This window comes from Helcobacillus massiliensis (genome assembly GCF_033106145.1).
Taxonomy (GTDB): Bacteria; Actinomycetota; Actinomycetes; order Actinomycetales; family Dermabacteraceae; genus Helcobacillus; species Helcobacillus massiliensis.
Genome location: NZ_CP136959.1, coordinates 2,223,883 through 2,245,524, shown reverse-complemented (window position 1 = coordinate 2,245,524; position 21,642 = coordinate 2,223,883). Strand labels below are relative to the sequence as shown.

18 protein-coding genes are annotated in these 21,642 nt (G+C 69.7%); 4 read left to right on the top strand and 14 right to left on the bottom strand.

The genetic code is table 11. The features are described 5' to 3' along the window. Positions 1 to 22: 22 nt before the first annotated feature. Both R3I40_RS10220 and R3I40_RS10215 read right to left on the bottom strand, forming a co-directional pair. The gene (locus R3I40_RS10220) at positions 23 to 982 is read right to left on the bottom strand and encodes a hypothetical protein (protein WP_317699979.1); all 960 of its coding nucleotides are present in this window, start codon (positions 980 to 982) and stop codon (positions 23 to 25) included. Then, positions 970 to 1,956, bottom strand: coding sequence for a helix-turn-helix domain-containing protein (locus R3I40_RS10215; RefSeq protein WP_285261728.1), 987 nt, complete (start codon positions 1,954 to 1,956; stop codon positions 970 to 972). The genes R3I40_RS10220 and R3I40_RS10215 overlap by 13 nt, the downstream gene beginning before the upstream one ends. Positions 1,957 to 2,235: 279 nt before the next feature. Between R3I40_RS10215 and R3I40_RS10210 the strand changes: the two genes are divergently transcribed. Then, positions 2,236 to 2,997: an SDR family NAD(P)-dependent oxidoreductase gene (locus tag R3I40_RS10210; protein WP_259923685.1), complete on the top strand. Its 762-nt coding sequence runs from the start codon at positions 2,236 to 2,238 to the stop codon at positions 2,995 to 2,997. A gap of 20 nt (positions 2,998 to 3,017) precedes the next feature. Here the strand turns inward: R3I40_RS10210 and R3I40_RS10205 are convergent, their stop codons facing one another. From R3I40_RS10205 to R3I40_RS10175, 7 genes are all read right to left on the bottom strand, one after another. Next, positions 3,018 to 3,710: a phosphatase PAP2 family protein gene (locus tag R3I40_RS10205; protein WP_285261729.1), complete on the bottom strand. Its 693-nt coding sequence runs from the start codon at positions 3,708 to 3,710 to the stop codon at positions 3,018 to 3,020. 113 nt (positions 3,711 to 3,823) lie between these two features. Continuing rightward, entirely contained in the window at positions 3,824 to 7,135 is a 3,312-nt protein-coding gene (locus tag R3I40_RS10200) for a DEAD/DEAH box helicase (protein ID WP_285261730.1), read from the bottom strand. Between the two features lie 35 nt (positions 7,136 to 7,170). Beyond that, positions 7,171 to 8,790, bottom strand: coding sequence for an inorganic phosphate transporter (locus R3I40_RS10195; RefSeq protein ID WP_259923688.1), 1,620 nt, complete (start codon positions 8,788 to 8,790; stop codon positions 7,171 to 7,173). A gap of 151 nt (positions 8,791 to 8,941) precedes the next feature. Further along, the gene (locus R3I40_RS10190; protein ID WP_239376360.1) at positions 8,942 to 9,220 is read right to left on the bottom strand and encodes a hypothetical protein; all 279 of its coding nucleotides are present in this window, start codon (positions 9,218 to 9,220) and stop codon (positions 8,942 to 8,944) included. Further along, positions 9,199 to 9,492: a DNA glycosylase AlkZ-like family protein gene (locus R3I40_RS10185; protein WP_239376359.1), complete on the bottom strand. Its 294-nt coding sequence runs from the start codon at positions 9,490 to 9,492 to the stop codon at positions 9,199 to 9,201. Before R3I40_RS10185 ends, R3I40_RS10190 begins: the two co-directional genes overlap by 22 nt. A gap of 253 nt (positions 9,493 to 9,745) precedes the next feature. Continuing rightward, complete coding sequence (locus R3I40_RS10180) at positions 9,746 to 10,327, bottom strand: hypothetical protein (protein ID WP_239376358.1); 582 nt, start codon at positions 10,325 to 10,327, stop codon at positions 9,746 to 9,748. Positions 10,328 to 10,401: 74 nt separating this feature from the next. Next, complete coding sequence (locus R3I40_RS10175; RefSeq protein WP_239376357.1) at positions 10,402 to 11,106, bottom strand: hypothetical protein; 705 nt, start codon at positions 11,104 to 11,106, stop codon at positions 10,402 to 10,404. A 457-nt stretch (positions 11,107 to 11,563) separates the two neighbouring features. Here R3I40_RS10175 and R3I40_RS10170 point away from each other — a divergent pair, with 457 nt between their 5' ends. Continuing rightward, a complete protein-coding gene (locus R3I40_RS10170) occupies positions 11,564 to 13,048 on the top strand; it encodes a protein adenylyltransferase SelO (protein WP_285261731.1) in 1,485 nt (494 codons plus the stop codon). Between the two features lie 51 nt (positions 13,049 to 13,099). On the opposite strand, the gene R3I40_RS10165 is transcribed toward R3I40_RS10170, so the two are convergent. The 4 genes from R3I40_RS10165 to R3I40_RS10150 all read right to left on the bottom strand — a co-directional run bounded on the left by R3I40_RS10165 (position 13,100) and on the right by R3I40_RS10150 (position 19,584). Further along, positions 13,100 to 16,375, bottom strand: coding sequence for a hypothetical protein (locus R3I40_RS10165; protein WP_285261732.1), 3,276 nt, complete (start codon positions 16,373 to 16,375; stop codon positions 13,100 to 13,102). After that, on the bottom strand, positions 16,372 to 17,202 hold the full coding sequence (gene nadE / locus R3I40_RS10160) for an NAD(+) synthase (RefSeq protein WP_239376351.1): 831 nt from the start codon (positions 17,200 to 17,202) through the stop codon (positions 16,372 to 16,374). The genes R3I40_RS10165 and nadE overlap by 4 nt, the downstream gene beginning before the upstream one ends. Before the next feature lie 9 nt (positions 17,203 to 17,211). After that, positions 17,212 to 19,215 carry an HSP90 family protein gene (locus tag R3I40_RS10155; RefSeq protein ID WP_285261733.1) on the bottom strand — a complete coding sequence of 668 codons (2,004 nt, stop codon included), beginning with the start codon at positions 19,213 to 19,215 and terminating at the stop codon, positions 17,212 to 17,214. Positions 19,216 to 19,278: 63 nt separating this feature from the next. Then, positions 19,279 to 19,584 carry a hypothetical protein gene (locus R3I40_RS10150; RefSeq protein ID WP_183377183.1) on the bottom strand — a complete coding sequence of 102 codons (306 nt, stop codon included), beginning with the start codon at positions 19,582 to 19,584 and terminating at the stop codon, positions 19,279 to 19,281. A gap of 128 nt (positions 19,585 to 19,712) precedes the next feature. On the opposite strand from R3I40_RS10150, the gene R3I40_RS10145 reads away from it, so the two are divergent. Both R3I40_RS10145 and R3I40_RS10140 read left to right on the top strand, forming a co-directional pair. Continuing rightward, the gene (locus R3I40_RS10145; RefSeq protein ID WP_285261734.1) at positions 19,713 to 20,372 is read left to right on the top strand and encodes an HAD family hydrolase; all 660 of its coding nucleotides are present in this window, start codon (positions 19,713 to 19,715) and stop codon (positions 20,370 to 20,372) included. Positions 20,373 to 20,383: 11 nt separating this feature from the next. Further along, a complete protein-coding gene (locus R3I40_RS10140; protein ID WP_285261735.1) occupies positions 20,384 to 21,421 on the top strand; it encodes a CPBP family intramembrane glutamic endopeptidase in 1,038 nt (345 codons plus the stop codon). A gap of 68 nt (positions 21,422 to 21,489) precedes the next feature. Here R3I40_RS10140 and R3I40_RS10135 read toward each other — a convergent pair whose 3' ends face one another. Further along, positions 21,490 to 21,618, bottom strand: coding sequence for a hypothetical protein (locus R3I40_RS10135; protein ID WP_259923696.1), 129 nt, complete (start codon positions 21,616 to 21,618; stop codon positions 21,490 to 21,492). Between the last annotated feature and the right edge of the window lie 24 nt (positions 21,619 to 21,642).

Sequence of the window (21,642 nt, the reverse complement as noted above, 5' to 3'; positions counted from 1 at the left end):
GCCGGGTGGGGGCGTCGGCCGGTCACCACCGGACCCAGACGTCCCCATCCTCGCCATCGACGGCGACCGACTGGATCGACGCCGCCACCGGCGCCACTGTCGTCGACGAATCCGGGGTGGTCTGCCCCGCCCGGCGCCGACGCCACCCCGCCACATACTCGGGCTCCGGCACAGTCCGTGTCGCCTCCGGCAGCAGCACGGACGCCACGCACGCATTGAACGGGCGAGTCGCCACCGTATGGAATCGGCGACGCCCATCATCACCGGGCTGGCCCGCCCCCTCAGCGGCCGGCAGCACGGCCTCGATCGCCCACGCGTCATCGATCGCCAGAAGATGCGGCAGCAGCAGCTCCACCACCGTCAGCGACGTCCCCGGCACCGGCCACCATTCGCCCACCTGCGCGCCGTCGATCCGGATGGGTTCGCGCGACAGGTCAGCAGAGTCCACCGCGACGTGCACGCAGTTCATGTCCGCCAGCGACGACGTGAACGTGAGCCGCAGCGTGACGGTCGGCGCCGACGGGTCCCGCAGATCCAGCTCGGACAGCAGCATCAGCGGCCGGTGCCCCGGCATCGGCGTCACCGTGCACGCCCGCCGAGAATCCGCCATGACACGGCACAGGGTGGGGAAATGGTCATGGCAGGAGTGCTCCGCGAGCTCGGAGGACTCCACATCCAGCAGGGTGCTCAGACTGCCCGGCCGCAGCTGCAGCACCTCTTCGATCGTGGCCACCGCCCGGCGGGTCGAGCCGCGCGCCGGCGCACCCTCGCCCCTCGACCAGGTCCGCAGAGTCGGCGCCGACACCGATGCGCCGCGCTTCTTCAGCGCCTGCGCCAGGGACGCGTACGTGAACTCCCGCTCCGTCATCGCCGTGGCCAGCGCCTCCGCGAACGTGTCACGGCGAACGCCCATGTCAGCGGCAGGATCCGTCGGCCCCGTCGGCTCCGGGTGGTGCACCGCCTTCGTGTTCATCCGTCCCACTCCCACTCCATGCAGATGCCGCCGTTGGCGACGAACTCATCGGTGGTGACCAGCAGCAGGGCGCCGTCCTTCGAGTCGTCAAGGAACTCCGTCCCCTCCGGCTGGGAGGCCATGTTGTGCCGGCGGATCTTCGGCCTGCGCGGAGGGCAGTCCGGATGGAAGTGCAGCTCCATGCCCAACTGGCCGATCGCGTTCGTGGTGCGGACGTCGTACAGGGGCCTCGACCGCGGAGCGTCCAGCCGGCTCGGGGTCATCTCGTACTCCACGTACGCCATCTGCCCGCGCTCCAGCGGCTGATCGAGGATCAGCTCGAACACGGTCTGCCCCGATCCTTCGAACACGCGCTGCAGGCCGATGCGACCGCCCGCGCGCACGTTGACCCGATGCGGATTCCGATCACCGTGCGCATCCGGGAACGTGGCCTGCAGGGACCGCTCACCGCGCGCCTCCACCGCCTGGAAGATGTGGGTGCTGCGCGCACCCATGAACTGGCCGTTCTCGTTGTACCAGACAGTGCAGTGCATGAACGCGTTGCGCAGCTCCGGCGGGCCGTCCAGTCCCACCTCCCTGCGCACCTGCGCGTACTCCTCGCTATGGTTCAGCACTTCGGGACGGGTCCGGATCGACGCCCACCACGACTCCGACCCCTTCTCCACCTGCTGCTCCGCCGCCGTCAGATAGCCCGGCGGCGTGTCCAGGATCGACTCCAGTGCCTGCAGCGCGCGCAGCGACTGGTCGCGCCACGGCTTCGTGCGGCCCGTGCGCCACATGCTGAGAGTGGAGGCGGACACGCTGACGCCGTGCGACTTCAGATGCTCCCGCATCCGGTGCAGGCTCAGGTTCCGCCGCTGAACAGCGGCCTGGAAACGGGTCGGAAAATCAGGATCCGACGGCAGATCCGACGGCAGCGGTTCATCGCCGGTGTTCAGGAACGGCGGCCGCGAATCAGGCGATGCCGACTTCGGATCCTGCACGACGAACCCCCTTGTTCCTGTTCGTTCCTGCTCGGCGGCCATCACGGCCGACGGATGCTCAGCGTGCCGTGGGCCGACGCATCACACCGTTTTCTACAGCGCTCAACCTACCACCGGGCCCGTGTCTGATTCGCGCAGTTCAGAGCATAACGGTGATCCGTGTCCATCACAGGGTGTTGGCACCCGTCGGCCGCCCTTCCTAGCCTGGAGGCACCAGCGAGACCGAACCCGTCGGCGCGCCCCACCGCTCGCCGACCCCGCGGCCCAAGGAGCCCCATCGTGCACACCCTCATCACCGGCGCCTCATCCGGCCTCGGCACCATCTTCGCGGACCGCTTCGCGCGCCGTGGTCACGACCTCATCCTCGTGGCCCGCCGCACCGACCGCCTCGAAGCCCTCGCCACCCGCCTTTCGAGCGGCTACGGCATCGACGTCCAGGTCATCGGCCAGGACCTCGCCCGCGAAGGCGCCCCCGAGGCGCTCATGACCGAGATCGAACGCCGCGGCCTCGAGGTCGATGTCCTCGTCAACAACGCCGGGTTCGCCACCATCCGCCCCGTCAAGGACTCCACCCCGGGCACGCTGGAGAAGCAGGTGCAGCTCAACTGCGTCACCCCCGTCGGGCTCGCCGCCCGCGTGCTGCCGGCGATGCGGGAGCGCGGCCGCGGCACCATCATCAACATCGCCTCCACCGGCGCGTACCAGCCGATCCCCGATATGGCGGTCTACGCGGCGTCGAAGTCGCTCGTGCTGTCGTTCAGCGAAGCGCTCTGGTACGAGGAGAAGAAGCACGGCATCCGCGTGCTCGCCGCCTGCCCCGGCCCGATGAAGACCGAGTTCTTCGACAACGCGGAGGCGACCGGTCTCGCCCTGCCGATGCAGAGCCCCGACCATCTCGTGGACACCACGCTGAAGAAGCTCGAGGGCAGCGCCCCCAGCTTCATCGACGGGTTCGCGAACACCGTGCTGGCGAAGGTGATCATCCCGCGGGCGCCGAAGAAGCTGGTGCTGAAGGTCGCGCACCGCATCGCCCTCGGCTGACCTTCTCGGGCGAGCGGCGCTCAGGGGGCCGACGGGTGCTCGCGCTGGCCTGGTTCCGCGACGATCTTCTCGGACGGCCACCAGGAGCTGAGCGCGATCGCCGCCCCGGCGCCCACCAGTGCCCCGCCGACGGTGTCCGACGGCCAATGAACCCCCAGGTAGATGCGGATCAGCGCCGTTGTCACCACCCACGCCGCCGCTGCGGCGATGAGGGCTGCGCGGGCGCGTCTGGTCCGGACGGCGCCGCACAGGACGAGAACAAGGACGATCGCCGTGACCAGCGACGCCGCGCCCGTGGAATGACCCGACGGGAACGCCGGGCTCGTCTCGTGCACCAGGCGAAGGGTCTCCGGTGGCCGCTCCCGACCGGAGACCTCCTTCAACCAGTCCGTGAGGACCCCCGCGCCGGACGTGGACGCGATGACCAGCAGGCCGGACCACCAGCGCCTCGTGGCCGCGACCAGGGCGATCACCGCGACCGCGGCGAGGGCCACACTGCCGAGCGGGCTCGCCAGCGGCGTGAACAGCTGCGCGATCCCCGTGAGGGCCGAAGTGCGGGCGTCGATCGCGGCCGTGGACAGCGTCTGGTCCGCGGCAGTGAGTGCACTGGTGCGGGTGAGCAGACCGATCAGGAGAGCCGCAGCGATCAGGGCGAGGCCGGTGAGCAGGCGCGCTGGGGAGAAGGCGGGGCTGGGGCGAGCGGGGCGCGGCATGGACCCACCGTAGCCCGGTCAGAACGCGAACAGCCCCGCACCCAGCGTGTTCGCCTTCACGGCGACGGTGAGGCGGGGGCGAGCGAATCGGGCGAGCTGGACGCGGGCACGCCCTACGCCACGGCCTTCGCGGCGAGGAACAGGTCGCCCGGCATCGCCCGATCCAGGCGCCACTGGATCTGCATCGGCTTCGACCCAGTGGCCGAGACGCACGTCGCCGTGCCGAGACAGGTGTACGGCTCCGTTCCGATGTCCCCCGTCTTCGTCTCACGCACGAACAGGACCACGGTCGAGGACCCGTCGGCGTACCGCCGGCCGGTGGGGCTGTCCGCCCCCGTCAGCGACTGCGACTCCCAATGCATCTCCTGCTGGTTCAGCGCATAGTCGCGGTACAGAGTGGACGGGGAGAAGTCCGCCTCCGACTTCTTCAGCGTGATCAGCAGGATGTCCGTGTTCAAGGCCCGCACGTACTTTACGCCCTCACGGATCGACCCGGGCTTCTCCGCATCGAGCGTCCCCACCCCGAGCCCCGCCAGGAGCTCCTCGCGGGTGTAGGCGGCGTGCGTGCACAGCGGCGACACCGCCCCCAAACGGCCCTCCAGCGCTCGCGGCACCGTGTCCATCTGCTCAGCACGCACCTCGAAGATCTGCAGCAGCTCACCCACCACTGCCGGCAGAGACCGCAGGTGCTCCACGCCGGCAGCGACCGCCGCCTCCCGCGCCTGAACCGAATCGGTCGATCCATCCGACCCGGTGAACGCCTCCCCATCAGGACGGGTGAAACCGCCCGGGAAGAACGAGAACACCAGCATCGCCGCCGCCAGCTTCGTGGGCGCATCAGCTGCAGCGAGGTCCACCCGGTTCAGCAGCAGGTCGCGGTAGAGGCGCAGCCGGACCGGGTCATCCACCGCCGTGAACGCCCGCGCCCGCTGCAGCAGCCGTTCCTCCTCCGCGCTCGGCAACCGGATCAGGTCCGTGCCGAACGCCCAATCCGACACGCTCCGCCACGACGTCGACCGCTTCGACCCCTGATAGGTGCGCGTCGACGCCCGCGCCCCGTACACGTCCTCGAGCGTCCGATCCGCCTCCTCCAGGTACGCCCGCAGCGTCAGCTCTCCCAGGGACCCGTCGGCCGCCACACCGGCGTGAGAGCGCACATCCGCCACCAGCTCCCGCGTGGTCATCTCCATCTGGGTGCGGATCGACTGCACCACGATGTCCTGCGCCGTCTCATCCAGCACGATCTCGCACCCCGGCGCCAGGAACGGGAAGCCCTTGCGCACCTGGTCCTCGAGGCGGCGCCGGCTCGTGCCCGTCAGCGCCCGGAACTTCAGATCGAAGCGGAACGACCGGTTCTGTTCACCGATGAAGTCCAGCACCGTCAGCAGCGCCTTGCCGTGACTGCGGCGCAGACCGCGCCCCAGCTGCTGCAGGAAGATCGTCGCCGACTGCGTGGGCCGCAGCATCAGGATCGTGTCGATCTGAGGAATGTCCAGGCCCTCATTGAACAGGTCAACCGCGAAGATGCACCGCAGATCCCCCGCGCGCAGGGCGTTCAGCGCATCCCGGCGCACCTCCTGCGGCGACTCACCCGACAGCGCCACCGACGCGATCCCCGCTTCGGTGAACACCTCGGCCATGAACTGCGCATGCGCCACGCTCACACAGAACCCGAGCGCCCGCATCCCGGCCACATCGGTCACCGTGGTGCGCAGCGCCTCGATCACCCGTGCCGCACGGTCCCGGTTGTGGGCGAGGATCTGCGCGAGCTGCTGCTCGTCGTACCGGCCGCGGGCGAAGCGCACCTGCGTCAGGTCGGTCCCGTCGGCCACCCCGAAGTAGTGGAACGGGACCAACAGGTCCTCTTCCAGCGCGTCCCACAGCCGCAGCTCGCTCGCGATCCGGCCGTCGAAGAACTCGGTCGCGACGCTGACCCCGTCGGCCCGCTCCGGTGTGGCCGTCAGCGCCAGCAGCTCCTCCGGCCGCAGGTGCTCGAGGACGCGGCGGTACGAGGAGGCGCTGGCGTGGTGGAACTCGTCCACCACCACCACCTGGAAGGCCGACGGGTCCACCTCGTTCACCAGGCGCGCCTTCGACAGGCTCTGGATCGACGCGAACACGTGCCGCCACCGCTGCGGCCGCTGCCCGCCCACCAGGACCTCCCCGAACGTGTCGTCCTTCAGCACCGTGCGGTACGTGCGGCGCGCCTGCTCGATGATCTCCTGCCGGTGCGCCACGAACAGCAGGGTGGGCCGCGGCCCACTCGGTGGGCAGAGCCGCAGGTAGTCGAGCGCGGCCAGGATCGTCTTGCCGGTGCCGGTCGCCGCCACCACGAGGTTCCGGTGCCGGTCATGCAGAGTGCGCTCCGCCTCCAGATGCTCCAGCATCCGCGCCTGATGCGGGTACGGGCGCACATCCACGTGCGCGGTGGTGATCGCCAGATCCTCGCTGGGCCGCGGCGCCGGCGCGCTGCGCATCGACTGCCGCGCGATCTCGGACGTCAGCAGGTCCAGGTCCCGCGCCGGATCGAACGGGACGAACTCGTCGGACTCCCAATACGTGGAGAACGCGGAGTCGAACTTCTCCAGCAGCCGCGGAGTCGCCGTGCTGGACAGCCGCACGTTCCACTCCAAGCCGTCCACCAGCGCCGCCGAGGACAGGTTCGATGACCCCACATACGCGGTGCTGAACCCGGTGCGGCGGTGGAACATCCACGCCTTCGCATGCAGCCGCGTGGTGTCCGCCGTGTACGAGACCTTCACCTGCGCGCCGTACTCCTGAGCCAGCCGCTGCACCGCGGTGGCGTCCGTGGCGCCCATATAGGTGGTGGTCAGAACCCGGATCGGGATGCCGCGCTCTCGGGCTCGCTTCAGGCTCGCGTGCAGGATCCGCAGCCCCGAGTGCTTGACGAAGGCGCACAGCAGGTCGATGCGGTCGGCGCTGTCGATCTCCTTGAGCAGCTGACTGGACAGGCTCGGATCGTGCTTCGCGTTGGTGAGCAGGGCGGCGTCCCGCAGCGGGATCTCCGGGTGCGGCGGTGCGGCGACGAGCGGGTCGGCGATGCTGCGCAGCAGGCGCGGCCCCGGCATGATCGTGGAGGCGGGGGCGCTGTCGCGGGCAGGGGCGGCGGCGTCGAGCAGGTCGAGGATGCGGTTGGCGAGGTCGATCTGGTCGCTGCTGTCCTTCATCTGGTCGAGGACGCGGTGCAGACGCTCCGCTACTTCCACGGTCAGCACATGTGCGGCGTCCGCGGCGTCCACGTCGGCGGGCTCCTCGACGCGCAGGCCGGCATCGCGGGCCTCCTGGATGAGGTGGAGGAGGCCGACGGTCTCTACGCGCTCGTAGAGCCCCGGGGTGAGGGCGGGTGCTGGGCGTGGGGAGGAGGCGGCTGGTGAGGTGCCCGTGGGGGCCGAAGGTTCCTGCATATCGGCAGCCTAGAGCCCCGCGCCCGCGCAACGGATCAGAACACGGTGCGGAACGCCGTCACGGCGATTGCGCCGAGCACCGCGGCGACCGGCAGCGTCACGATCCACGCGAGCGCGATCGGACGCATCATGCGCCAGTTCGCGGCCCGGTTCACCATGCCCACACCGAGCACGGCACCGATGAGGATGTGCGTGGAGGACACCGGCAGGCCCAGCTGCGAGGCGCCCATCACCACGGTTGCAGCGGCGAGCTCAGCAGCGAAGCCGGAGGACGGGTGCATCTTCGTCAGGCCCGACCCCACGGTCTGAATGACGTTGCGGCCGATGAACCACAGGCCCGCCACGAGCGCGATGCCGAACGCGACCAGCACCGGCAGCGGGATCATGGCCTCTTCGCCCACCTCACCGGTGGCGAGGACGTCCAGCACCGCGGCGAACGGGCCGATGGCGTTGGCGATGTCGTTGGAGCCGTGCGAGAACGCGAACGCGCTCGCGGTGAACACCTGCATCCAGGCGAACAGGATGAACGTGGCTCGGGACAGGGAGCGGGTCTGCAGGCTGTTCGCGAACATGAACAGGGACATCCACGCGATCACAGCGACCATGGCCAGGCCGACGACGGCCTGGGTGGTGGTCGGTTCGAACCCGGTGTTCTTCAGGCCCTTGAACAGCAGCATCGCCGTGATCATGACGGCGCCGAACGCGCCCAGCAGCGGCACCCAGAAGGTGAGGGCGCGGTGGCTGCGGATGTCATCGACCTTGCGGTCCAGTTTGCGCATCGTGCGGTAGAACTGATGCTCCGCCTCCTCAGCGTCGAGGTCGACGTCCTCATCGATCGCCAGCTGGGCGCGTTCACGGGCGCTCATTGGGCGGTTGGAGTAGGCGAGGGCCTGCAGCGAGGTGATGCGGTCCACCTCTTCCTCATCGCCGCTCTCGAGCATCTGCTCCTTGACGGCGGCGAGGCGGCGGGTGGCCTTGCGGTTGTACAGCAGGATGTAGCGGCGGATGAACCAGAACAGGGCGTAGGCGACGATGCCGCCCAGCACCGGCGACAGCACCCAGCTCACCGCGATCTGCACGATCTGGTCCCACTGCACCATCGACAGTCCGCCCGAATGGGTGGAGTAGCCGACCACGAGGGACGCACCCACGATGGCGCCGATGATCGAATGCGTGGTGGACACGGGCAGGCCGAACTTCGTGGCGACCAGCAGCCACACGGCGGCGCCGAACAGGGCCGCCATCATGATGTACACGAACTGCATCGGGTCTGCGGAGATCGGGCCGATGTCCACGATGCCGCTCTTCACGGTGTCGGTGACCTCACCGCCGGCGAGGAGCGCACCGGAGACCTCGAAGACGGCGGCGATCAGCAGTGCCTGCTTCATGGTGAGGGTGCCGGCGCCCACCGAGGTGCCGAACGAGTTGGCGACGTCATTGCCGCCGATGTTGAACGCCATGAACAGACCCAGCAGGATCGCCACGACGATGAGGATGCCGAACTGGCCGTTGGGCAGGTGCCCGCGGGTCCACAGCGTGAAGACGATGAGGGTGACGGCCATGAGCGAGCCGAAGGCGAGATGCCACCAGCGGTCGGCACCGAGGAAGCCCTGGTTCTCCGTGACGTCGGGCGCCGGAGCAGAAGTGGGAGACATTGACACACCAGATTCGTGGGAACGATATGCGAACAAAAGGCCACTTGCAGGCTAACGCTCCATGAACGTCTGTTGCAGAGCCGAGATGTTATCGAGACCTACCGCAAGACAACATCACAGCAATGGTGAACGGAAGGTTAACGGGGGTTCGTCATCGCTTCCGTGCGGCCGCTTTTGCAGGCCCGGCGCCGTTCACCACCATGCCGCCGCGGATCGTGAAGGGGTAGCACATGCCGTTGATGCCGGGTCCCACGCTCCCGGCGAGGCGTGCCGGCACGAACCGGGCGCGGTCCTTGTAGCCGATGAGGAACTCATCGAACGCCGGCAGGTCCACCTGCGCACCCAGCGCCTCCTCCAGGAGGGCCGGCCAGTCGTCGCTCTCGAGCAGCTCCGCCGCGTCGCGGTGCATCAGCATGCGCGCGGGGCGCACAGCCGCATCATCCAGGTGGCGTCCTCGGCGGCGAGCAGGTGATGGGTGCCGCGCTGCGACCAGGTGCGCACGATCCGCCCGGCAGCGATCTCCTCGGCGATGGGGATGGTGGAGCGGACCTGCAGGCCGCGCACCCCGGAGTCGTACAGCTGCGCCTGCGTGGCGAGCATGTGGGCGGCGGCGTCCTCGCGGAGACGGGTGAGGCCGTGCGCGATGACGCGCAGTCCCTGGATGTGGGCGGTGGGCAGGGTCGTCGGCGCGGCAGGGCTCATGGGGCCGGTATGCGCCGCGCTCCGGTGAGTTCCCTGCGTTTCAGCGCGCTCAATCCGGATCAAGAGCGCTGAAACGCACGCAATTGAAGCGAGGGGCCGAGCGGTGGCGGGCGGAGACCGGCGGCCGGAGCAGGGGCGGCCGGAGCGGTGGCGGGCAGAGAAGAGCCGGCCCGCGGAGATCATCCACGGGCCGGCGGGGTCGGCAGGATCAGGCCGACGGATTCGAGCCGACGGACTCCGCCGGCAGGCGGGATCAGAAGACGCCCGGGTGCTTCTTGCCGGTGTCGGTGAGGGTGTGCTGCTTCGAGCTGATCTTCTGGTCGTTCGCCTCGGAGACATCGCCCTTGGCGCGGCCCACCTGGGTGACGGTGACCGAGTTGAACAGGCGGCCCTCGCGGGTGTTGCCGTCACCGAAGTTCAGGTTGGCGATCAGCTGCTTCTCGCCCTTGTTGACCGGGTTGGACAGCGTGACGAGGAAGCTGCGGGTGGAGGTCTCCTTATCGAAGCCGAGGTCGCGGGTGTAGGCGCCGTTGAACCAGCCCGGGGTGATGACGCGGTCCACGCCCTCCGGGCCCTTCTCGGTGTGGACGTCGATGCGGAAGGACACGATCGGGAAGTTCGCGTAGTAGTGCTTGGAGCCGACGTTCTCCACGCGCAGCGCCACCAGGCCGGCGTAGCCGGGGGCCTTGGCGGAGGACACGGTGAAGAACGGACGGAGGTCGAGCTCGGCCTGTGCGGGGGCGGCGTCGGCCGCCATAGCGGCGGTGCCGACGGATGCCGACGCACCCAGGGCGATGAGGGAGGTCAGGGCGGTGCGACGAGTGAAGGTGGTCATTGTGCTGCTCCAGAGTCGGGGGCTGGGCCCGCTGAGGTGTGCGGGCCCCAGCCGGGAAGGATGAGAAGGGGGGATCAGTAGGAGTCGGCGGGGTTCGCGTAGTTCTTCACGCGGACCTCGTTCTTGATCGGGGTGAAGGCGCGCCATGCGGTCGGGGTGGACCAGGTGCCGTCGAGCTTGCAGTACTGCTGCGTGCCCTTCATGTTGATGGCGCGGAAGCCGTAGGTCGCCTCGCCGGTGTGGCCTGCGGGAACGTCGTACGGGCCGATCTGCTGGCCGACCTCCCAGGACAGGGAGTAGGAGGCGTCGCCGCCGATGGTGGTGGCGAGGGAGTAGGCGATGCCGGCCTGGGTGGAGCCGTTCTCGCCGCTCTTGGTGCCGCCGGCGTTGACGTCCAGGGACTCGGTGCGGGAGCCGTTGACCGAGATGGAGATGGTCTGCGACTTCGAGGTGTTCTGCGTCAGCGGGATGGTGTGGTCCGTCTCGTTCTTGGTGGAGATGGTGCCGACGGGCAGGAACGAGTCCTTCACCTCGTAGACGACGGTGCGCTTGTCCTCCCAGGCGTTGCACACGGGGTGCGGGTTGAGGGCGTTGGCCTTCAGCTTGTCGCTGCCGTTGGTGGTGTGGACGATCGGCAGGCTCTTGTTGTTCTCGGGGGTCTCGGGGCGGTCGTCGACCGTGGTGCCGGCGGTGGCGGGCGATGCCGCCATGGAGGCGACGAGGGCGCCGGCCCCGAGGGTGAGCAGGGCCTTCTTCGTCAGATTCGTGGTCAGGGACATTGCTGATCCTTTGAGTCGTCGGTGGAGGGTGAGGTCCGCGGCTCGAACCGGAAGAGAGGGGATCCGAGCTGTGGACCGAGCAACGACGGTAGCCAGCAGTCCGCTGACCTGGCCAGGGACTGTTATGTCCGATTCGCCGGGCTTTCGGGCGATGAGTGCAAGAACTTGCAGCTCCGCCCAGAAGTTACCGCTGGTAACCCCGATTGAGGGCCGACCGACGGGTGCTGTTGACATATCGGTGTTATTCCGAGCTAACCCTCGAATCAATGACACTGTTGTGCAATTGCGCAGATTGTGGCGCTGCGAAACAACATGCGAATCCGCAGAGTTCATCAGGTGTTCTCTTTGGTGAATATCTGTGGTTGCTTGACAGTGTTTTGGGCGCCCAAATCATCACTGTCTGACTGACTGGTCAGGAAGATGTGCTGCGTCCGCGGCCGGCCCGTACCCTGGGGCCGTGGACATCGACCAGGACTTCGCCCGCGCTTTCCCCGAGCTCAGCGTCCCGCATGCGGCGCTGAAGCCACCGCAGCCGGCCATCGCCCGGCTCAACGACGAACTCGCTGCGGATCTGGGGCTCGGACCGGAACACCTGCGCTCCACTGACGGGATCCGCTTCCTCACCGGGCAGGGCCCGCTGGAGGAGTCCGACTCGTTCGGGCCCGTTGCCCAGGCGTACTCCGGGCACCAGTTCGGCCAGTTCTCGCCCCTCCTCGGCGACGGCCGCGCCCTCCTGCTCGGCAGTGTCCCCGCGGCTGGCCGGGCACCCGCCACCGCCCAGCACCCGTCGGCCCTCTGCCCGGCGCGGCTGGACATCCACCTGAAGGGCTCCGGCCCCACCCCGTTCTCCCGCGGCGGTGACGGCCGCGGTCCGCTCGGCCCGATGCTGCGCGAATACGTGATCGGGGAGGCGCTGCACCACCTCGGGATCCCGACGTCCCGGGCGCTCGCGGTGCTGCGCACCGGGGAGACGGTCATGCGGGAGCGGCCGCAGCCCGGTGGCCTGCTGGTGCGCACTGCGGCGAGCCACCTGCGGGTGGGGACGATGCAGCTCGCCGCCCAGTCGCAGGACGACGGCCTGCTCCGGCGGCTCAGCGAGTGGGCGATCGACGCGCATCACCCGTCGGCCCCCGATCGCGCTGAGGAGCGCGGCACGAGCCTTCACCTGGAGCTGCTGCGGTCGGTGGCCATCGCGCAGGCGGATCTCATTGCGCAGTGGATGTCGGTGGGGTTCATCCACGGGGTGATGAACACGGACAACATGACGCTGTCGGGTCAGTCGATCGACTTCGGGCCGTGCGCGTTCCTCGATGACTATCGCGCCGGCGCTGTGTTCAGTTCGATCGACCACCAGGGGCGGTACGCGTACGGCAACCAGCCGGCGATCGGGCAGTGGAACCTGGCGCGGCTCGGTGAGTGCCTGCTGCCGCTGATCGATGAGGACCCGAACGCGGCGGTGGAGGCCGCCACGGGTGTGCTCGGCGAGTATGCGGACCGGTTCCAGCAGCAGCGCACGCGACTGTTCGCGGCGAAGCTGGGACTGCGCCTGCCGGGGGAGGCCGACGGGGACCTGCTCGAGCCGGTTGCTGAGTTCGTGGACCAGACCCTGCGGCAGATGGAGGAGCAGGGCGAGGACTTCACGGTGTTCTTCCGGCGCTTCCATCGCACGGATTCTCAGCGCCGCGAGGAGCTGCAGCAGTTCGCGGACAGAAGCGGCCTGGACGTGGACGGGTCGCTGGCGGATCAGGTGAATCCGGTGGTGATCGCGCGCAACGGGCACCTGCAGCGGGCTCTGAACGCCGCGGAGACGGGGGATCAGTTGCAGCTGGAGGACCTGCTGCGGGCACTGGCCTCACCGTTCGAGTCGCTTCCGGGCCTGGAGCATCTGTCGACGCCGGGAGCCGAGGACGGCGCCGGCTTCCGCACCTTCTGCGGGACTTGATCCGCGCCGTCCCAGCCTTCGGCCCTGACCGCCGCGGGGAGGCCGCGCCGGTCAGGCGCTGCCGAAGATCTCCTCGGCGGTCGCGTGCATCCCGTTGGCCCTCAGCGAGCGCTGGAACAGGTCTGCAAGTGGCAGCGGCCACCGGTGGACGTCCTTCGCGGGGTCCTCGTCCCAGGCGCGGAGGAACTCGTCGCACCCCTCGCGGGTGAGGGCCCCGAGCAGTTGTGCGCGGTGGATGTGTGCGGTGCGGCGGATCGACGCACTGTTCAGCGCCTTGCCGTGGTCGAGCATCTCTCCCGCAGCGGCGAGGGCGAGGTCGCGGTCGTTGCAGTGGATCGCCGCGGTGAGGAGAGCGTCCAGCACGGCGATGTTCTCCCACCGCGGGGGCTGCTGCTCCAGGAGCCGGGTGGCGATGCGCACGGTGGTGCCGGGCATGTCCTCGGCGATGCGGGAGGCGTGCAGGCCCAGGAGGGAGCGCAGAATCGGCTGGTCGTCCGTGCCCGGGGTGACGCGGTCGAGGGCACGGTCGAGGTGGTCCTCGGATTCGGGGGCCGCGCCGATGGCGAGCAGCATGATGGCGAGGCACGCGGACAGGGCTGCTTGGGAATCGGGCGAGGCGAAATGGGAATCGGGCGAGGTGAGCGGCTGGGCCCGGTTCTGTGGATGGCCCTCCAGCAGGTCGAGGCCGCGCTGCGCGTTCGCGATCGGGGTCTCCAGGTCCATCGGCAGGGTGCGGGCGCCGGCCTGCGCGGACCGGATCAGCGCACTGAGCAGCCCCGCCCGGTTCGACTGCGTCCCCGCTGCCGCGAGTGCGTCGTCATAGAAGGTGATGAGGTCCTGCAGCACGAGCTGCAGTTCGTCCCCGCGGTCGTCGGCGAGCTGGATCGCTGCCGCGATCGCGTTGAGCCCGTCGGCGCGGGAGATGAACGCCCGTTCCGCGTCGCTCTTCGCGGCGCCGCTCGCTTCCGCGCGCTCCACGGCGAGCAGGCCGAGCCGGGCGGCGCGCAGCGCGTCCTTGTGGGCCTCGAGCCGCATCATCCGGTACTGCTCGGCTGTTCCCGCGCGGCTGCTGCTCGGGTCGGGGAGGCGCCATTGGATCACCGCGGACGCGCGGATCCACAGGTGCGCCACCAGCAGCGGATGCTCCACCGCCGCCGCGATCCGGCCCTCCATCAGGTCAGCGAACGGGTCGATCTCCGGGTACCCGGCGATGTCGATGCCGAGGGATCGCATCAGCACGGACGCATCCGCCGGGTCGACCCCGGCATCGATCTCCGCCTCCACGGCACGGATCTGCGAGGTCATCGCGGTGACCTGCCCGATGGCGTTCCCCACCCGCGCCGACTCCTGGTACAGCAGCGCCATCAGGTAGTGGCAGGACGGCGGCACCATCGTCACCGACTGGAACTGGTCCAGGCCCTCCCGCAGCGCATCAGCGAGACGGTGCTCCCCGAACGAGAGGCGAGCGTTCACCACGATCAGCGCCATCACCGTGTACCAGTCCGGGTTCGGAAGATCCGCCAGCTGCTCGGCGAAGGCGCGGTGCAGGTCGTCGGCGATCCTCTCCCACTGCGATTCGGGCGACTCCACCGCCCACACGAGCAGATTCAGCCCGCGCTCCTCCCACGCGGTCAGCTCCGCGAGGGCCTCCTCGCCGCGCAGGGCCGCCTCCTCGTAGGCGTCCTCCGCGACCTCCTCCCAGTACTGGGCGGCCAGCGGCGCCAGCTGCAGTGCCACTTCGAGGCGCCATTCGGGGCTCGCAGCGGACGCCCATTCGGCTACCGGGTCGAACGGCTCCCACACCGGGCCGTCGCCCGCTGGGGCGGCGTCGATGGGCCGCCACAGCTGCTCGCCGTGCTCCCGCTGCTTCAGCGCGAACTCGTCATGTTCAAGATCGGCATGCAGCAGCAGGAACAGCTGGAACAGTTCCTCGAAGTCCCGCGTCTCCTCATGCTGCAGCAGAACGGACAGCGCCCGCAGCTTCCGTTCGGTGTCCGCCTCCTCGCGCAGCACGATGCGCGGCGGGTAGTCCATCCGCATCGGGTCGTCGTGGCCGCGGGCGATGTAGGAGAGCTCCAGGCCGAGTTCGATGCCGTCGGTGTCCTGGTCGCTGGGCAGCGGCGGCAGCGCGGCCTCGAGCACCTCCCGCCCGCCGAGGTCGAGGGGGAAGCGTTCGTCGAGGTTCTCCTCGGCGCGGCGGACGGCGTCGGTGCTGCGGGTGTGGCCGCTGCGGCGGTCGAACTGGGCGGCGAGGCGGAGGGCGCGGTCGCGTGCGGCGTCGGCGAACTGGGTGATGGTGAGGGGGCCGACGGGTGCCGCGTCGTTCTGGTCGGCGGTGCTGGGCGCGGGGAGAGCGAGGATGCTGCGGGCGGCGCGGGTATCGGTGCCGGGCAGCACGAGGTGCCCGTACCCGGCGTGCTGGAGGAGCCGCGCGACCCGCAGCAGCAGGGTCAGCGCGGAGAGCCGTCCCGAGGGTGACACGCCGGTGTGGAACAGGTTCGGCAGGTGCCGCACCAGCAGCTCGTGGGCGCGGCCCACGTTGCCGGTGACGGCGAAGAACAGCATGTGGCGGGCCTGCAGCGGCAGATGCACCGGCATCGACATGATCCGCGGGTAGCTCATCTCCTGCAGTTCGGCGGCGCGCTCCGCCTTCCCGGCGCGGCACAGCTCCACCAGCATTTCGGAGGCGATGCCCTCCGGTTCCTCCGCGCATAGGTCCTCGGAGGCGATCAGGACCTCGAGGTCGTGCAGCGCTTCCTCGGTTTCGCCGAGGCTGAGACGGATCGACACTTCGGAGGCCTGCGCGCACGCGTCGCAGTGGGAGTAGGCGTCCCTGGGGGTGGTGCGGATCGCGGCGAGGGCGGTGCGGATGTCGTCGTCGCTGCCGTGGTCCATGGCGAGCTGCAGGCGCGCCCACAGCGGACCGGCGGCACCCGCCCCGTCGCGCCGGTATGCGGCCTCCATCATCGACAGGGACGTGCGGATCTGGTCCAGGGAGTACTGCGGCCGGGACAGCAGGGAGTCGATCAGCCACTTGTACCACCACAGCAGGTCGATGCCGGGGCTGCCGTCCACGGGTCGGGTGGGGAAGCGCGCCGGGTCCTGGTCGTGCTTGAACGCGCACCACAGGAACATCGACAGCTGCGCGTCGGTGTCGGACACTTCGCGGGCGTGGCCGATGAGCCGCATCCGCACGGCGTACAGCTGCTGGTCGTCCCCGGCTTCGTCGGCGAGCTGTTCGGCGCGCCTGCCGATGTCCCACCGCTCGCTCGCGGTCATCGGCTCGGTGTCGAATCGGTGCAGCAGGGCGGGGAGGGAATCGGTCACGTCTGGGCGGCCCACCAGGTGTCGTGGATGGTGACGGGCGTGGTGCGCTTGTGCCGCGAAGCGAGGTACTTCTGTTCGATCTTCTCCGCGACCTCCACCGTGACGGTGTCGCCTTCGAGGTAGTCGTCGATGTCGTCGTAGCTGATGCCGAGCTCGTCCTCGTCGGTGCGGCCGGGGCTGCCGTCCAGCAGGTCCGCGGTCGGCACCTTCTTCCACAGGCCGGCGGGGGCGCCGAGGTGCTGAAGCAGCTGGCGGTTTTGCCGCTTGTTCAGTCCGTACAGCGGCAGGATGTCCGCACCGCCGTCACCGAACTTCGTGAAGAAGCCGACTGTGGACTCCGCCGCATGGTCCGTGCCGATCACGAGGAGGCCGTCCTGGCCGCCGAGTGCGTACTGCGCGACCATCCGCAGGCGCGCCTTCACGTTGCCGTGGTTGAAGTCGCTGATCTCCTCTCCGGTGGCGCGGGCGAACTCCTCCTTGAGGGCGTCCGCTGCCGGCTTGATGTTGATGGTGCATTCGGAGCCGGCGTGGATGAAGTCCATAGCGTTCTGCGCATCGTCCTCATCGAACTGCTCCCCGTGGGGGAGGCGTACGGCGACGAAGCGGGCGTCGATGCCGTCGTCGGCGAGCGACTCCACGGCCATCTGTGCGAGCTTCCCGGCGAGGGTGGAGTCGAGGCCGCCGGAGATGCCGAGGACGTACCCCTTCGCGCCGGTGGCGCGCAGGTAGTCCTTGAGGAAGGCGACGCGGGCGCGCACCTCCTGCGCCGGGTCGATCGACGGCTTGACGCCCATCTCGACGATGATCTGCTGCTGAAGAGGTCGCATGTCCTGAGCCTACTTCGTCGGCCCGGATGCGGGACCGGGAGCATCGTCGTCCCCCGGGGCGTCGGTGAAATCGGCCGCAGAGATGTCCGAGCGCAGCACACTGGTGGACAGCGCCACCATGTCCGAAAGGGACTCGTTCAGCACGGCCCGGTCAGCGCGGCGCAGCGGGTTCTGCCCCACGAGCATCGCCTGCACGTACAGCATGCGGATCGTGCGGGACACCACCACGTCGTCTTCGGAGGAGGCGAGCACGCGCACCAGGGGAGCCGCCCAGTTCAGCACCAGCGTGGCGGCGTCCTCAGCAGCGATCTGCTCTGCCGACTCCGCCGGCGGGGAGATGTCGCGCATGAGGTCGCCCCAGAACCCGTCGGTCTCCTCCTCCAGGCGCCGCAGCTCCATCGATCGCAGGATGTCCGGGTCCACCACGTACAGGGCGTTCACCTCCAGAGGGCGGAACGTCCGCACCTGCACGGTGCAGTCGAGGTCCGTCAGCGCCTCCTGCGCCGCCCGCTCCAGGTGGCGCGCCTGCTCCGCTTCGGGACCGATCACCTCCGCCAGCTGCGCGATCACGTCGCGAACGTCGAGGCGCTGCGCCGTGACGTGCGGGAACACCCGCTCGATCATCGGCATCAGCTGCTCGTCATAGACGTACCCGGCGTTGATCACCGGCTCCGACGGGCTCAGCACGCCCGCCATCTGCCGGAACTCCTGGATCGACCCCGCGTAGCGGACCTGCGGCGAGGTGCGCACCAGGTCGCTCAGCAGCATCCGCCCGGCGCTGGTCTCGAACGTCAGGTGCGGCAGGATGATCCGCGCGAGTTCCTCATCATGCTGGGCGAGGGATCGCAGCGGCAGGTCATGGACCTCGAGGAACGCTGTGAGCCCGAGGCGGTTGTTCTGGGCGAGGTCCACGACCCAGGCGCGCAGCTGGTCGGCGATGCCGCGCTTCACAGCGGCGAACGCCGCGTTCTGGATGAACCCTTCGCGGCTCGCGGTGGGGGTGAGGCCGGTGGAGTTCAGCACCACGCGGGTGAAGAACGCCCACTCCGGCAGCAGGTCCGGCACCGAGTCGCCCACGAGGATGCCGCCGAGGTAGGCGCGGGTGGCCTGCCGGGCGCCGGGGCTGGGCGCGAACGGCAGCACGAACGCCGTGCCCCGAGTGCCTGCTTCCTCGATCTCCAGGGGGATCACGGCCAGCGGCTGCACACCGAGCAGCTCCGTGCCGTACTGCATGAGGCGGTTGAGCTCGTCCGTTTCGGTGAACGCCATGACCGGGTCGCCGGCCGGGCCAGCGGCGCTGAGCCCACCGGCGATGCCGCGGTCGAACATCGCATCGCGGTTCACCTGCGATTCGGTGCCGCGCGGGCCATCGACCCGCACCCGCACCGGCAGGAACTCCGCGAACCTCACCGCCAGCTCCCACACCTGCCGGTACTGGGTGAGGTCGCGGCGGTCCTCCCGCGGGCTCAGCCGCACCGTGGTGCCGACGGGCAGCTGGTCGCCCTCGGAGTCGCTGAGGCGGCTGATGGTGAAGGTGCCGTCGGTCCGGCCGACCCAGCGGGACGCGGAGCCGCCGCGCGCCGGCCGGGTCTCCACCACGATCTCGTCCGACACCATGAAGCAGGACAGCAGGCCGATGCCGAACTGGCCGAGCCGGTCGCGGCGCGGCGCCTCCAGCAGGTCCCGCTTCGAGGACCGGCCGACGGTGGCCAGCAGCTGCGCCATCTCCTCGTGCTGCATGCCGGCGCCGTTGTCATGCACGGTCAGCTCGGGGCTGTCCGTGCCGCTCGGGGTGATCGTGATGAGGCCGTCCTCCTCGGAGAACGGGTCGGTCTCGCCGACGCGCGCCGCATCGACACGAGCCGCGATCGCGTCCCGGCCGTTCTGGATCAGTTCGCGCACGAACACACTCGGATGGGAGTAGATGTTCGTGCTCAGCAGTTCCACCACCGCGCGCAGGTCGACCTGGAACGGGTGGCTCTGATCTGGGGAAGGCGTGAGGTCTGGATCCATGATTCTGAGTCTAGGGTCGGGCCGGACGACGTCCATCGGCGAGCGCTCCACTGTGGATAACTGTCAGCGCAGCTGCCGATACGGCACGGCCTCAGCACCCGTGGCGCACCCCAGCACGATCTCCCGCGGGCACGACTTGCACCGCAGCAGCCGGTGCCCGCCCGCCCGGGCCTGCGGGCACCGACAGAAGTGCCAGCCCGGCCGCGCCCACCGGCCCGGGCGCCGGCACTGATCGCACGCGGCGGGCCACACCTCCACCCACTGCCCATCGGCGCGGCGCTCCAGGCGCAGCGGAAGGACCGGCGGAGCGGCCGGGGGCGCGGACGGGTTCTGCAGCAGGATCTGCGGGGAGGTCATCGTGTCAGTCATGGCGGCACCGTAGAAAGGGGGAGCGACATTTAAAGTCGGGGCAGCGGGACGCACGTGCCGGCACCCGTCGGCCCCCGATACGGTGGTGCCCTGCCGGCCCGGCCCCGCACCACGACGAAAGGACTCCCGTGAGCCCTGCTGAACCGCGCTGGAGCACCGTCCTGTTCGACCTCGACGGCACCCTCCTCGACACCATCGGGCTGATCATCGAATCGTTCCACGCCACTTTCGCGGAAGCGGGGATCCCGCCGTTCAGCGTTGACGAGGTCCGCAGCTGGATCGGCCTCACCCTCGAGGACACCTTCCGGCCCATCGCCCCCGACCGCGTCGAAGAGCTCGTCGAGACGTACCGCCGCATCAACCGCGTCAAGCACGACGACCAGGTCCGCGCATTCCGCGGAGTCCGCAGCCTCCTGCTCTTCCTCGAACAGGAGGGTGTGGAGATCGGCGTGGTCACCGCGAAGTACCCCGGCCTCGCCCACCGCGGCATCGAAGTGTCCGGCCTGCCCGCCGTCCCCCTGCTCATCGGCAACGGCGACGTGCCCCGCAACAAGCCCGCTCCCGACCCCATCCTGCGGGCCATGCACCTGTCCGGCTCCGCCCCCGAGGACACCGTCTACGTGGGCGATGCCCCCACCGACATCCGCGCCGGGCAAGCCGCCGGAGTCGCCACCATCGGCGTCACCTGGGGCGCCGCCTCGCGTGATGACGTCGCCGCCGCCGGCCCCACCCATCTCGTCGACACCCTGGAGCAGCTGCGCGCCTGCCTGCTGCCCGCCACCTGCTGAGGAGACAGCGCATGCCCGAAGAACCCGTCGGCCGCCCCGACGCCGCCCCCACCGGCGCCGCCGCCACCGGCATCCACGGCCCCATCCCCGACCGCACCACCGTCGCGTGGGGACCCGTCGCCGTGTTCATCGCCATCGCCTACGGCCTCGGCTGGCTCGTCATGCTGCCGCTGCACCTCGGCGAGAACGGCCTGAACACCGTCGGCGCGTGGCTGCCCGTCCTCCTGCCGGTGCTGCTGATGTTCACCCCCGCCATCGCCGCCCTCATCGTCACCTTCACCATGAAGCGGCCCGGAAAGCACCGCCTGCGCGACCTCGGCATCTGGCCGCTGCAGCCGTGGAAGCGCACGGTCGGCGTCACCCTCGCCGCCTTCGTCGGCATGTGGCTGCTGCTGCTCGCCCTGCCGTTCCTCACCGCCGCGGTCGGCCTGGTGAAGCTCGACCTCCAGGACTATTCGATGGCCGCGCGGATGATCCCGCCGGGCACCCCCATGGACCCCGCGCTGCTCGCCTGGCTGCAGATCCTCGCCGCGCCGCTGAACGCCCTCATCGTCATCCTCATCCCCGCGCTCGGCGAGGAGATCGGCTGGCGCGGCTGGCTCCTGCCCCGCCTGCGCCCCCTCGGCGTGTGGCCCGCGCTGATCCTCTCCGGCGCGATCTGGGGAGTGTGGCACGCACCGATCACCCTGCTCGGCCACAACTACGGGCTGTACGACCTGCGCGGCGTGGGCCTGATGACGATCTTCTGCATCCTCATGGGCTCTCTGCTCGGCTTCCTGCGGCTGCGCACCGGCTCCGTGTGGCCCGCCGTGTTCGCGCACGCCTCCCTCAACGCCTCCGCCGGCGCACTGATCCTGCTCGGCGACGCCGAACACCCGCCGAACATGATCCTCGCCGGGCCCGCGGGCGTGCCGATGTGGGCGGCGCTCGCGGTCATCCTCGCCGTGCTCGCCGCGACCGGGCAGTTCCGCAAGGAGGGCCAGCTCGCCGGCCGGCCCCCGGCGCCGACGCCGCCCGGACCACCGGCATCGCCGTCGCCGACCGTTTGATGCGTTTCAGCGCCCTCGATCGGGATCAAGAGCGCTGAAACGCATGGAACCCGTCGGCCGACGGGGCCTCACACCCCGTAGGCGCTGAGCTCCTCGCGGGTGTACCCCGTCGCCGGCCCCTCGGTCGCGGGCACCCAGCCGAGCTCGGGCGCCACGTACCTCGCGAACGACTCCAGCACGTGCGCGTGCATCAGCACGGCACGACCCTCAAGCGGGACACA